The sequence below is a fragment of the Caulobacter sp. GW822-FHT07D08 genome (assembly GCF_058798735.1).
Genome location: NZ_JBXAKU010000004.1, coordinates 84,716 through 97,514, shown reverse-complemented (window position 1 = coordinate 97,514; position 12,799 = coordinate 84,716). Strand labels below are relative to the sequence as shown.

Below are 12,799 nucleotides of genomic sequence, written 5' to 3'. Positions count from 1 at the left end.
CGGTCCCCCGGATCAGAGCCGGCGATGCTTTTGCGCGACAACCTCGGCCGCAATGCGGCGAGCGCTGGCGTCGATCATCATCGCATTATCGACAGCGTCACTTTCCGCCACGGCGAGGTTGCCCAGACTGTTCATACGCTCAAGGGTTCCCGCCACCGCGGCGGCAATATCGAGAAAGCCAATCCGCCGGTCAAGGAAAGCAGCAACGGCGACCTCATTGGCCGCGTTCATCGCCGTCGGCGCGCCGCCGCCCAGGCGCAGAGCCTCGCGGGCGATGCCGATCGACGGGAACCGGTCCAGGTCGGGCGATTCGAAGGTCAGCTGGCCATAGGCGGCCAGATCCAGGCGCGGCGCCGGCCAGGGCAGCCGGTCCGGCCAGGCGAAGGCGCAGGCGATCGGAGCGCGCATGTCGGGCGGGCCCATCTGGGCCAGGGTCGAGCCATCGGCGTACTCGACCAGGCTGTGGATCACGGACTGGGGATGGATCACGACGTCGATACGGTCTTCGGGCGTTCCGAACAGGTAGGAAGCCTCGATCATTTCGAGGCCCTTGTTCATCATCGTCGCGGAATCGACCGAAATCTTGGCGCCCATGCTCCAATTCGGGTGGGCGATGGCCTGTTCCGGGGTCGCGGCGGCCATGGCGGCCCTGTCCCAGGTGCGGAAGGGCCCGCCCGAGGCGGTCAGGATCAGTCGCGCCACCCGGTGGGCGCAGTCGGGCTGCAGCACCTGGAAGATGGCCGAGTGCTCCGAATCGACCGGGATCACCGAACCGCCGGCCGCCTTGGCGATGGCCAGCAGGGCCGGCCCCGCGCAGACGAGGCTTTCCTTGTTGGCCAGGGCCACGATCGCGCCGGTGCGGGCGGCCGCGACGGTGGGGGGGAGGCCCGCCGCGCCGACGATCGCCGACATCACCCAGTCCGCGCCCATGGCGGCGGCTTCGGTCACGGCGGCCGCGCCGGCGGCGGCGCGCACGCCGGTTCCGGCCAGACCGTCCTTCAGCGCCTGCAGCTTGCTCTCGTCCTCGATGACCGCGACCGTCGGCGTCCAGCGCCGGGCCTGCTGGATCAGGCGCTCGACATTGCGCCCAGCCGTCAGGGCCAGAATCTCGATCTCGACGCCGGATTCCTCGAAAAGGCTCAAGGTCGAAAGGCCGATCGACCCGGTCGAGCCCAGCACCACCACCTTGCGGGGTAAGGTCAATGCGCCCATCCCACGTGGTCGACCAGCCGGACGGCGGCGATGACGATCGCCGCGAACATCAGGCCATCGACGCGATCCAGCAGGCCGCCGTGGCCCGGGATGATGTCGCCGCTGTCCTTCACGCCGAAGCGGCGCTTGAGGATCGATTCCCAGAGATCGCCGGCCATGGTCGCCAGACCGCCGAGGAGGCCGATCAGGGCCGCCGCGGGCCAGACCAGTTTCAGATGGGCGAAGTGGGCCACCAGGACCGCGCCGATCGTCGCCGCCACCAGGCCGCCGATGAAACCCGACCAGGTTTTGTTGGGCGAGATCTGGGGCCACAGCTTGGGCCCCTTCAGCAGACTGCCCACCACATAGGCGAAGATGTCGGCAAACCAGGTCACCACGAACAGCAGCAGCGTCCACCACAGACCGTCGGGCAGGGAGCGAACCCAGACCAGAGCGATGACCGCCGGGGCGATATAGACCACGCCATAGGCCGCGTCGGCCCGCCGCTCGACCGCGCCCCGCGCGATCAGCCCCGCCAGGAAGGCGCCGACCAGCACGACCGACCAGGCGATGTAGAAGTTGTGCAAGAAGCCGGCGAGCACGGCGATCGCGCAGAAGACGCCAACCACGGCGCCGACCGCGCGCGGGGCCTTGGGCGCGCTGATCTTGCCCCATTCCCGTGCCAACAGGGCCACGCAGACCAGGGCCAGGGCCAGAATCCAGAAGCCGCCGAACCAGACGGCGGCCACGACCATGGGCACGAGCACGGTGGCCGAAACCACGCGCGTCCGAAGATTGCCCCAGTTGAAACGCTTAGCCGGCGACGGCGACGTCATCGGCAGCGACCCCTCCGTAGCGTCGGTCCCGACGGCGATATTCGGCGATGGCGGCCGCCAGGGCCTCGGGCCCGTAGTCGGGCCACAGCACGTCCTGGAAGATCAGCTCGGCGTAGGCGCATTCCCAGAGCAGAAAGTTGGAAATACGGCGCTCGCCGCTGGTGCGCACGATCAGGTCCGGCGCCGGGGCCGAAGCCGTCGACAGGAAGCGCTCGAAGGTCTCTTCGGTCAGGTCCGAGGCCTTGGCTTCGCCGCGCTCGACCTTCTCGGCGAAGGCGCGGGCCGCATCGGTAATGTCAGCCTGACCGCCGTAGTTGAAGGCCACCTGCAGCGTGAACTGGGTGTTACCCTCGGTGCGCTTCTCGGCCCGGTCGATCACCTCGGCGATATCGGCCGACAGCCCCGTGCGGCGGCCGATGATGCGGACGCGCACGCCCGCCTTGGCCAGGCGCTCCAGGTCCGATTCAACATAGGCCTTGAGCAGGCTCATCAGTTCGGAGACCTCGTGCGCCGGCCGGCGCCAGTTCTCGGTCGAGAAGCCGAAGACGGTCAGCACGCCGACGTTCTGAGTCTGAGCGCCCTCGACGGTGCGCTTGAGGGCGTTGACCCCGGCGCGATGGCCGAGGACGCGCGGCATCCCCCGCTGCTTCGCCCAGCGGCCGTTGCCATCCATGATAATGGCCACGTGCAGACGTTGGTCGGTCGCCTCGCCCCCGGCGCGCCCCGACACGTTCTGCGGACCGGTGGTCGCCGGCATTCGCTTCAACCTTCCCTCGTCGCTCCCCCATCAACTCGCAGGAAGGGCGATCAGACTTGCATGATCTCTTGTTCTTTGATTTTCAAGGCCTCGTCCACGCGCTTGATGGCCTCGTCGGTCATCTTCTGGACCTCGGTTTCCATCTTCTTGCGCTCGTCCTCGGCGATCGCGCCGTCCTTCTCGGCCTTCTTCAGGTCGTCGTTGGCGTCGCGGCGGACGTTGCGGACGGCGATCTTCTGCTGCTCGGCGTACTTGCCGGCGATCTTGGAGAGATCCTTGCGGCGCTCCTCGGTCAGCGGCGGAATCGGAATGCGCAGATTCTGACCTTCGACGACCGGGTTCAGGCCCAGGCCCGAGGCGCGGATCGCCTTCTCGACCGAGACCACGACGCCGCGGTCCCAGACGCTGACATTGATCTGGCGCGGCTCGGGCACGCTGACCGAAGCCACCGCGTTCAGCGGCGTGGTCGAGCCATAGGCCTCGACCATCACCTGATCCAGCAGGCTGGCCGAAGCGCGACCGGTGCGCAGACTGGCGAATTCGTCCTTCAGGGCGGCGATGGTCTTGTCCATTCGCTCGCGGTAGCGCGACAGGACGGGTTTCTCGGCGGCGGCCATGGCGGGCTCTCCTCGCGGTTCTCTATCTTCAGGCGGCGCGGTCGGCGGCGACCACGGTGTGGGTCCCCTCGCCTCGCAGGACGGTCAGCAGATTGCCGCGCCCCTTGATCGAGAAGACCACGATCGGAATGTTGCTGTCGCGCATCAGGGCCACGGCCGAGGCGTCCATGACCCGCAGATCCTTGGCCAGCACGTCCATGTAGCTCAGACGCTCGTAGCGCTCGGCCTTCGGATCCTTCTTGGGATCGGCCGTATAGACGCCATCGACGCTGGTGCCCTTGAACAGGGCGTCGCACTGCATCTCGGCGGCGCGCAGGGCCGCGGCGGTGTCGGTGGTGAAGAACGGATTTCCGGTCCCGGCGGCGAAGATCACGACGCGGCCCTTCTCCAGGTGACGCTGGGCGCGGCGGCGGATGTAGGGCTCGCAGACCGTGGCCATCGGGATGGCCGACTGCACGCGGGTCTCGACGCCGATACGCTCGAGCGCGTCCTGCATGGCCAGAGCGTTCATGACGGTGGCCAGCATGCCCATGTAGTCGGCGCTGGAGCGCTCCATGCCCTTGGCCGCGCCGGCCATGCCGCGGAAGATATTGCCGCCGCCGATCACCAGGCACAGCTCGACGCCGGACTTGACGATCTCGGCCACGTCTTCGGCCACGGATTGCACGGTGTTGGTGTCGATACCGTAGGGCGTGTCGCCCATCAGGACCTCGCCGGACACCTTCAGCAGGATGCGGCGGTATTTCTGGGGCGCGCTGGTATCGGACATTGGACCGCTATTCCTGAGTCGTCGGCACGCACATTACGTGCGTTCTACAGAAGTGAGGTGGGTTTTGCCAACCGTCCTGACCCTCTGACGGGGTTGTCGAACGGCAGGCGCAAAAAGGGCGCGGCGCGCGTCTAGACGCGCCGCGCCCTGATTGTTTGCCGGGCCCCGAAGGACCCAGCGTTCAAGCCTTAGGCCTGGCCAGTCATCGAGGCGACTTCGGCGGCGAAGTCGTCCTGCTTCTTTTCAACGCCTTCGCCCAGGGCGAGACGGGTGAAGCCCTTCACGGTGATCGGCGCGCCCAGCGTCTTGGCGGTCTCGACGACCAGCTGCTCGACGGTCTGGTCCGGGTTCATGACGAAAGCCTGCTTCAGCAGCACGACTTCTTCCAGGAACTTGCGGATACGGCCTTCGATCATCTTTTCGACGACCGCCGGCGGCTTGCCCGACTCCAGAGCCTGTTCGGTGAACACGGCCTTTTCACGCTCGATGGCGGCCGGGTCGAGATCGTCCGGCGACAGCGACAGCGGGGCGGTCGCGGCGACGTGCATGGCGATCTTGCGGCCCAGCTCGCGCAGGGCGGTCTTGTCGCCGGTCGACTCGACGGCCACCAGCACGCCGATGCGGCCGAGGTCCGGCGCGGTGGCGTTGTGGATGTACGAGGCGACGACGCCGTTCTCGACGGTGTGTTTGGCCGCGCGACGAACCATCATGTTCTCGCCGATCGTGGCGATCAGGTTGGTCAGGTGATCCTGCACGCTCTCGCCGCCGGCCAGCTTGGCCGCGGTGATGGCGTCGACCGAACCGTCGGTGGTCAGAGCCGCGCCGGCGATCTGGCGAGCAGCGCCCTGGAACAGGTCGTTGCGCGACACGAAGTCGGTTTCGGCGTTCACTTCGACGGCGGTGGCGGTTTCACCCGCGCCCTGCTCGGTCGTGGCGACGGCCACCAGGCCCTCGGCGGCGGCGCGATCGGCCTTCTTGGCGGCCTTCGAGAGGCCCTTGGCGCGCAGCCAGTCGATGGACGCTTCGATGTCGCCGTTGTTTTCCGACAGCGCCTTCTTGCAGTCCATCATGCCGACGCCGGACTTTTCGCGCAGTTCTTTGACGAGCGCAGCCGTGATCTCAGCCATGGAAAATCTCCAGATTCAAACGGTTAGCGATCGGGCTTTTGGCCCGCCTAATCCATAAAGAGTAGCGACCGGGCTTGTAGCCCGGTCGCATGTCAGGGTCGCGACGGCCTCTCCACCCCGGCCAGGCCAGGCGAGAGGCGCGCGGGAATCAGCCCTCGGCCGATTCCGGAGCCGCTTCGGCGGCGACTTCAACCGGCGCTTCCGGAGCGGCTTCGACAGCGGCTTCCGGGGCGGCTTCAGCGATCGCTTCCGGAGCCAGGGCGCGAGCCAGGGCCGGCTCGGTCGGGTTCACGGCGGCGCCCAGGTCGACGCCCGAGCCGGCTTGACCAGCGGCCAGACCGTCCAGGACGGCGTCGGCGATCAGGTCGCAGTACAGTTGCAGGGCGCGGGCGGCGTCGTCGTTACCCGGGATCGGGTAGGTGATGCCGTCCGGATCGCAGTTGGTGTCGAGGATGGCGACGACCGGGATGTTCAGCTTGCGGGCTTCCAGGATCGCGATCGCTTCCTTGTTGGTGTCGATCACGAACATGATGTCGGGGATGCCGCCCATGTCCTTGATGCCGCCCAGCGACAGTTCCAGCTTGTCGCGCTCGCGCGTCAGCTGCAGCAGTTCCTTCTTGGAACGGCCTTGGCCTTCGCCGGCCAGGACGCCTTCCAGCTCGCGCAGACGCGCGATCGAGCCCGAAACGGTGCGCCAGTTGGTCAGGGTGCCGCCGAGCCAGCGGTGGTTCACGTAGTATTGGGCGCAGCGCTTGGCGGCGGTGGCGACCGGGTCGCTGGCCTGGCGCTTGGTGCCGACGAACAGCACGCGACCGCCGGCGGCGGCGACTTCACGGACCTTCACCAGGGCTTGGTGCAGCAGCGGGATCGACTGCGACAGGTCGATGATGTGGATGTTCGAGCGCGAGCCGAAGATGTAGCGGTCCATCTTCGGGTTCCAGCGGTGCGTCTGGTGGCCGAAGTGGGCGCCGGCTTCCAGGAGCTGACGCATGGAGAATTCGGGAAGAGCCATCGGGCCTGTATCCTTTTTCCGGTTGAACCTCCGCGGACACCCCCGTTCCAGACCATTCTGGAGCGGGACCGGAACGGCGACGCCGGGATGTCTCCCCGGTGCAACCGAACGTCCACGTGTGGAATGGCCGCGCAGATAGTCTCTCGGCGAAGAAAAAGCAAGCCCTCGGCGCGATCGGGGGCGCCGGCCGCACGGTTGATCCGTCGCGACCACGCCGACCGCAAGATCCATCCCCTCGGACTGGCGGGCATCCACCGACGCCCCCCCCAGGGCGACCGGAAAGTCGTCGCCGTTCCGACATACTGATGTGGACCGATCGACCCGGCGTCGTCGTTACACAAGGCATAGCTGGAGAACGTCATGCTCGCGGTCTTCGATCTGGACGGAACCTTGCTGGACGGCGACTCCACTGGCCTTTGGCTATGGGGACGGGTCAAGCGTTCGCCCTTGCGCGCCCTGGCGGTCCTGGCCGTGGCTCCGTTCGCCGCGCCCATGGTGATGATCCCGCGCACGCGCCGGCTCGGCGCCTCGATCCTGCTGTGGATCGCCACGGCGGGCCTGGGCGAGCCGGCCTTGCGCGACTCTTGCGCGGGGTTCGGCGAAGCGTTCCGGGCCGGCGGCAGCGCCCTGGCCTGGCGCCCGGGCGGTCTCGCCGCCCTGAAGGCGCATCTGGACGCCGGCGACCGCGTCGTGGTGGTCACCGCCGCCCCGGCCATCCTGGCCCAGGCGTTGATCGGGCCTCTGGGCCACCCGATCGAGGTGCTTGGCACCTCTCTGAAGCGCCGCGGCGGCGGCTGGGTCGCCGATGTCCACTGCCGCCACCAGCGCAAGTGTCAGGCTCTGGCCGAGGCCGGCCATGGCGCGCGCTGGGCCTATGCCTATACCGACAGCCTCGACGACCTGCCCCTGCTGCGCGGCGCGGAGACGCCGGTGATCGTCAAGGGCGGCAAGAAGGCCGAGCGGCGACTGTTCCGAGCCGGACTGGCCAACGGTCGGGCGGCCGCCTGGTAGGCCGGCCCGCCCGCCTGGCGCCGCCCAACCCGTTCACGGCAAGGCGCGCTGGCGTCCGGGCCATGGCACGGTCGAAAGCCCCCGAAAGGATACCCCCGGAACCTGACGACGATCATCCTCGCGAAAACATGGACCTAAGCGGCGTCGGCAATCCGCTGCTCGATTGAAGCGGCGCGCCTGAAATCCAGCCTCGCCCCTTCCCATCAGTCACCGCGAATTTCGCCTGGGCATCAGGTCGAACCCAGATCCGACCCGGGCTCGCGGATGAGCGGCTAGCGCCGCCGCCGCGCCCTCAGAACGATTTGCCGTCCACCGGCTGCGGCTTCAGGGCGAAGACGTCGACACCGTCCAGGCAGCGGACATTGATCGCCGCCATCTTCCGGCCGTCAGGCGCGGTCCCCATCCCGAACGACTGGATGCCGCAGGTCTCGCAGAACAGGTGCGAGATCTTGTGGGTGTTGAACTGGTATTCGGTCAGGGCGTCCTGGCCGCTCTTCAGCTCAAAGGCGCTCTCCGGCGCGAAGGCCAGGATCGCGCCAAGCTTGCCGCAACGGGAACAGTTGCAACTGATCACGCTCTCCAGCTCTACATCGACCGCGTAGCGCACGCGTCCGCACTGGCAACCGCCTTCGTGACTGGCCATTGGCCCTCTCCCCTGTGTCCGCCTGTTCCGGTTCTTCTATCGCAACGATGCCGGCGACCGCCGCCGGCGGTGGAAATCCCGTCGAGACCTCCAACCCGAAACCGGACATCAAGTTGAAATAGGAATTTATTCCTACACATCCTCCAGCAGCGCCACGCCGGGCGCGGTCTTCAGCGCCCCGCGCAGCGCAGCATCCAGCGTATAGCGCCCCGGCAGACGCAGTTCGATCTCGCGCCCCCCGCCGATAGCGGCGACGAAGGTCACTTCTCCGCCTTTCTGCCCCTGCGCCGGCTCGAGGCGACGCTTCAGCGCTTCGATCTCGGTCGCCGATGGCGACAGGTGGACCCGCAGGCCGGCCACCACGTTTTCGATGGCCTTCTCGATTGGCTCGGCGTCATCGCCGAAGAAGCGAACCTCGCCGTCGCGGGCCTTGGCGCGAACCTTGATGACCACGGCCTTGCCCGGTTCCAGAACGTCACGACATTTGCGCAGGGATTCCGGCGGGAACAGCACCTCGTACTCGCCGGTCGGGTCCGAGAGCGAGACGAAGGCGAACTTCTCGCCGCTTTGCGAAGCCCGCTCCTGGCGGCGACGGACGACGCCGCACATGCGCAGGGCCTCCATGCCGGCTTCGGCCTGGGCCATGGCCTCGGTCAGCATCGACGTGCGGCGACGACGCAGCATGCCGACCACATCTTCCAGCGGGTGGCCGGTCAGGTAGAAGCCGACAGCCGACAACTCCTCGTCCAGCAGGTCGACCTGGTTCCAGTTCTCGGTCTTGGAGAGGCGCGGGCGCCCGGCGCCCGGGTCCGAGCCGAACAAGCCGCCCTGCCCGCCCTGGCGGTCAGCGTGACAGCTTTGGGCATGGGCAATCAGCACATCGGCCGAGGCGACGATCTGGGCGCGGTTCTTGTGGATCTGGTCGAAGGCCCCGGCCCGGGCCAGGTTTTCGATGGCGCGCTTGTTGACCTGCTTGGGATCGATCCGCTCGACGAAATCGAAGATGTCGCGGAATGGCCCGCCCCCCTCGCGGATGGCCACCAGATGCTTCATGGCCTCCAGACCGACGTTGCGAATGGCGCCCAGGGCGTAGAGCACCTCGCCGTTCTCGACCTCGAAGTCGGCGCCCGAGACATTGACGTCCGGCGCCCGCACCGTGATGTCGAACTTGCGGGCGTCCTGGTGGAAGACGGCCAGCTTGTCGGTGTTCGACAGATCAAGGCTCATCGAGGCGGCGAAGAACTCGACCGGCGTATTCGCCTTAAGCCAGGCCGTCTGATACGAGATGAAGGCGTAGGCGGCGGCGTGCGACTTGTTGAAGCCGTAGCCGGCGAACTTGGCCACCAGTTCGAAGATCGAGCCCGACTGCTCCTCGGGGACGTTCTTTTCCTTGGCGCCGGAGACGAAACGGATCTTCTGGAGATCCATCTCCTCTTTCTTCTTCTTGCCCATGGCGCGACGCAGAAGATCGGCTTCGCCCAGGCTGTAGCCGGCCAGGATCTGGGCGATCTGCATCACCTGTTCCTGGTAGACGATGACGCCGTAGGTCTCCTTCAGCACCGCCTCCAGCGACGGGTGCAGGGTGTCGACGGGTTTGCGGCCGAACTTGCAGTCGACGAAGGTGTCGATGTTGTCCATCGGGCCCGGGCGATAGAGCGAGATCAGCGCGGTGATCTCCTCGATCGAGCCGCAGCGCATCTTGCGCAGCGTGTCGCGCATGCCCTGGCTTTCAAGCTGGAACACGCCGACCGTCTGGCCGGAAGCGAGCAGTTCGTAGGTCTTGCTGTCGTCGAAGGCCAACTTTCCGAGATCGATCTCGAAGCCGCGCTTCTTCAGGTGCTTCACCGCGCGATCCAGCACGGTCAGGGTCTTCAAGCCCAGGAAGTCGAACTTCACCAGGCCGGCGCTCTCGACCCATTTCATGTTGAACTGGGTGGCCGGAAGGTCCGAGCGCGGATCCTTGTACAGCGGGGTCAGCTGGGTCAGCGGCCGGTCGCCGATCACCACGCCGGCGGCGTGGGTCGAGGCGTTGCGGAACAGCCCCTCCAACTGCAGCGCCACGTCCAGACAGGCCGAGACGTTGGCGTCTTCCTTCTTGGCCTGCTTGAGGCGCGGCTCCAGGTCGATCGCCTGGGCCAGGGTCACCGGCGCGGCCGGGTTGTTGGGCACCATCTTGCAGAGACGGTCGACCAGACCCAGCGGCAGCTGCATCACCCGGCCGACGTCGCGCAGCACGGCCCGGGCCTGCAGCGAACCGAAGGTAATGATCTGGGCCACACGGTCGCGACCGTACTTCTCCTGCACGTAGGAGATCACCTCTTCGCGCCGCTCCTGGCAGAAGTCGACGTCGAAGTCGGGCATGGAGACCCGTTCGGGATTGAGGAAGCGTTCAAACAGCAGGCCGAAGCGCAACGGATCGAGGTCGGTGATGGTCAGCACCCAGGCGACCAGCGAACCGGCGCCCGAGCCCCGCCCGGGCCCCACCGGGATGCCGTGCGCCTTACCCCACTTGATGAAGTCCGACACGATCAGGAAGTAGCCCGGGAAACCCATCTTCTTGATGATGTCGAGCTCGAAATCGAGGCGCTTCCAGTAATCCTCCTCGGGCGCCGACAAGGTCAGGCCCACGAAGCGCGCCTTCAGGCCTTCCCGCGCCTGGTGCTCCAACTCCTCGGCCTCGTTGCGACCGTCGCCGGTCGGGAAGCTGGGCAGGATCGGGTCGCGTTTGTGCACCATGAAGGCGCAGCGGCGGGCGATATCGAGCGTGTTGTCGCAGGCCTCCGGCAGGTCGGAGAACAGCTTGCGCATATCGGCCGCCGGCTTGAACCAGTGCTCGGGCGTCACACGCCTGCGCTCATCCTGGCCGACGAACGAGCCGTCCGAGATGCACAACAAGGCATCATGGGCGGCGTAGAAGCTTTCCTTGGCGAAATAGACGTCGTTGGTGGCGACCAGCGGCGCGTCGTGCTCATAGGCCCAGTTGACCAGCCCGGGCTCGGCCGCCGCCTGCTTGGGCAGACCGTGGCGCTGAAGCTCGACATAGAAGCGGTCGCCGAAAACACGCTGCATCTCGGCGAGGGCCGCCGAGGCCTCGGCCGACTTTCCGGCCGCGAACAGCGCGTCCACCGGACCGTCCGTACCGCCCGACAGCAGGATCAGGCCTTCATTGTGTTCGATGACCTTGGCCCAGGGCACGATCGGCTCGGGCAACTCGGCGCTGTCGAGATAGGCGATCGACGACAGTTCCGAGAGGTTGAGATAACCCCGCTCGTTCTGGGCCAGCAGCACGATCGTCGGGGCCCGGGCCCAGCGTTCGGTCGGACCGCCGCCGATGCCGGTGATCGGGATGGCGCAGCCGATGATCGGCTGGACCCCCGCATCCTTGGCGTAGGACGAATATTCAAGCGCCCCGAACAGATTGGCGCGATCCGCGATGGCCGCGGCCGGCATGCCGATCCCGGCGGCCAGCTTGCCGATCTGGTCGGCCTTGATCGCCCCTTCCAGCAGCGAATAGGCCGAGCGAACCCGCAGATGGACGAAACCCTGTCCCTCCCCGTCCGCCATGACCAACCTCCGCTAGACGACCGTCGTCATACGACTCAGGCCACCAGATTGGCGACCGTACACATCATCCAGACGAAGCTGACGACCGACACAAGGGCCAAAGACTCACGGGCGATACGGATCATAGGAGCCTCCACAGATTTCTTGTTTTGTTCCATATTCCGCTTTTGTTCTGTTCACAAGATGTTCCGCGACGTTCCACCGCATTTTTCCGGCCCGCGTCTTGTGACACACGGCCGACCGCATCGATGTTCGATATGGTCAAGGCGAGCGGATCGGTCCAGATCGAGGCCATGCGCCTGATCATCGACACCGACACCGCCGGCGACGACGTCTTCTCGCTGATGCTGGCCCTCACCCGCCCCGGCGTGACCGTCGAGGCGATCACGATCGCCCATGGCAATGTCGGCTTCGAGCAGCATGCCGAGAACGCGCTGGTGACGCTGGAGCGGTGCGGCAAGGCCGGCGAGGTCCCCATCTATCTGGGCGCCCAGACGCCGTTCACGCGAGCGCCGCTCGACGCCGCCTATGTGTTCGGCCACGACGGCATGAGCGACAGCGGCTTCGCCAGGGCCGCCCAGCGCCCCGCCGAAGGGCACGCGGTCGACGAACTGGTCCGGCGGATCATGGACGCGCCCGGCGAGATCACCCTGATCGCCCAGGCGCCGCTGACCAACATCGCGCTGGCCTATCTGCGCGAGCCGCGCATCGCCAAGGCGGTGAAGCATCTCTGGGTGATGGGCGGCACGGACAATGGCGTCGGCAATGTCACGCCGGCGGCCGAGTACAATTTCTATGTCGATCCAGAGGCCGCCAAGATCGTCGTCAACGCCGGCTTCAACCTGTCGATCGCCACCTGGACCCTCACCCTGCGGGACGGCCTGTGGACCACGGCGCAGCTAGCGGAGCTGGAGGCCTTGGGTACTGGCAAGGCCAGGTTTTTCACCGACGTGAACCGCGCCTCCCTCGCCTTCGCCCGGGAAACGGAGGGGCTGGACGGCAGCCTGCACCCAGACGCCATGACCTGCGCCGTCGCGCTTGATGAAAACCTGATCCTGGAGGCCGAGGACTGCGTGGTCGATGTCGAGATCCAGGGCGAACTGACACGCGGCTACCTGAGCGTCTCACACTCGATCCTGCCCGATATCGAGATCGCCGATCCAGCTCTGAAACGGCGACAACCCAATGCCAGGGTCATCAAGAAGATCGACCGGGACGGCTTCTTCGCGGCCATGAAGAGCGCGCTGCTTTAACCGCGTCGCGGGCGGTTCG

At 66.8% G+C, this 12,799-nt stretch carries 12 protein-coding genes; 2 read left to right on the top strand and 10 right to left on the bottom strand.

What is annotated here, in order from left to right; genetic code table 11:
- Positions 1-12: 12 nt before the first annotated feature.
- The 7 genes from dxr to rpsB form a co-directional block, all read right to left on the bottom strand.
- The gene (gene dxr, locus AC1RJ9_RS09290; RefSeq protein ID WP_492838552.1) at positions 13-1,212 is read right to left on the bottom strand and encodes a 1-deoxy-D-xylulose-5-phosphate reductoisomerase; all 1,200 of its coding nucleotides are present in this window, start codon (positions 1,210-1,212) and stop codon (positions 13-15) included.
- A complete protein-coding gene (locus AC1RJ9_RS09285; RefSeq protein WP_492838553.1) occupies positions 1,200-2,027 on the bottom strand; it encodes a phosphatidate cytidylyltransferase in 828 nt (275 codons plus the stop codon). Before AC1RJ9_RS09285 ends, dxr begins: the two co-directional genes overlap by 13 nt.
- Positions 2,005-2,784 carry a polyprenyl diphosphate synthase gene (uppS, locus tag AC1RJ9_RS09280; protein WP_492838554.1) on the bottom strand — a complete coding sequence of 260 codons (780 nt, stop codon included), beginning with the start codon at positions 2,782-2,784 and terminating at the stop codon, positions 2,005-2,007. Before uppS ends, AC1RJ9_RS09285 begins: the two co-directional genes overlap by 23 nt.
- 50 nt (positions 2,785-2,834) lie before the next feature.
- Positions 2,835-3,401, bottom strand: a complete 567-nt coding sequence (frr, locus tag AC1RJ9_RS09275) for a ribosome recycling factor (RefSeq protein WP_492838555.1) — start codon at positions 3,399-3,401, stop codon at positions 2,835-2,837.
- Positions 3,402-3,429: 28 nt separating this feature from the next.
- Positions 3,430-4,170, bottom strand: a complete 741-nt coding sequence (gene pyrH, locus AC1RJ9_RS09270; RefSeq protein ID WP_492838556.1) for a UMP kinase — start codon at positions 4,168-4,170, stop codon at positions 3,430-3,432.
- Between the two features lie 188 nt (positions 4,171-4,358).
- Positions 4,359-5,297, bottom strand: coding sequence for a translation elongation factor Ts (gene tsf, locus AC1RJ9_RS09265; protein WP_492838557.1), 939 nt, complete (start codon positions 5,295-5,297; stop codon positions 4,359-4,361).
- 148 nt (positions 5,298-5,445) lie between these two features.
- On the bottom strand, positions 5,446-6,309 hold the full coding sequence (rpsB, locus tag AC1RJ9_RS09260) for a 30S ribosomal protein S2 (RefSeq protein ID WP_492838558.1): 864 nt from the start codon (positions 6,307-6,309) through the stop codon (positions 5,446-5,448).
- Positions 6,310-6,669: 360 nt separating this feature from the next.
- Here rpsB and AC1RJ9_RS09255 point away from each other — a divergent pair, with 360 nt between their 5' ends.
- On the top strand, positions 6,670-7,320 hold the full coding sequence (locus tag AC1RJ9_RS09255) for a haloacid dehalogenase-like hydrolase (RefSeq protein WP_492838560.1): 651 nt from the start codon (positions 6,670-6,672) through the stop codon (positions 7,318-7,320).
- A 292-nt stretch (positions 7,321-7,612) separates the two neighbouring features.
- Here the strand turns inward: AC1RJ9_RS09255 and AC1RJ9_RS09250 are convergent, their stop codons facing one another.
- The 3 genes from AC1RJ9_RS09250 to sidA all read right to left on the bottom strand — a co-directional run bounded on the left by AC1RJ9_RS09250 (position 7,613) and on the right by sidA (position 11,652).
- Entirely contained in the window at positions 7,613-7,963 is a 351-nt protein-coding gene (locus AC1RJ9_RS09250) for a GFA family protein (RefSeq protein ID WP_492838561.1), read from the bottom strand.
- Between the two features lie 132 nt (positions 7,964-8,095).
- Positions 8,096-11,527: a DNA polymerase III subunit alpha gene (dnaE, locus tag AC1RJ9_RS09245; protein ID WP_492838563.1), complete on the bottom strand. Its 3,432-nt coding sequence runs from the start codon at positions 11,525-11,527 to the stop codon at positions 8,096-8,098.
- A gap of 35 nt (positions 11,528-11,562) precedes the next feature.
- On the bottom strand, positions 11,563-11,652 hold the full coding sequence (gene sidA, locus AC1RJ9_RS09240) for a cell division inhibitor SidA (protein WP_492838565.1): 90 nt from the start codon (positions 11,650-11,652) through the stop codon (positions 11,563-11,565).
- A gap of 168 nt (positions 11,653-11,820) precedes the next feature.
- Here sidA and AC1RJ9_RS09235 point away from each other — a divergent pair, with 168 nt between their 5' ends.
- Positions 11,821-12,780 carry a nucleoside hydrolase gene (locus tag AC1RJ9_RS09235; RefSeq protein ID WP_492838714.1) on the top strand — a complete coding sequence of 320 codons (960 nt, stop codon included), beginning with the start codon at positions 11,821-11,823 and terminating at the stop codon, positions 12,778-12,780.
- Positions 12,781-12,799 lie beyond the last annotated feature (19 nt).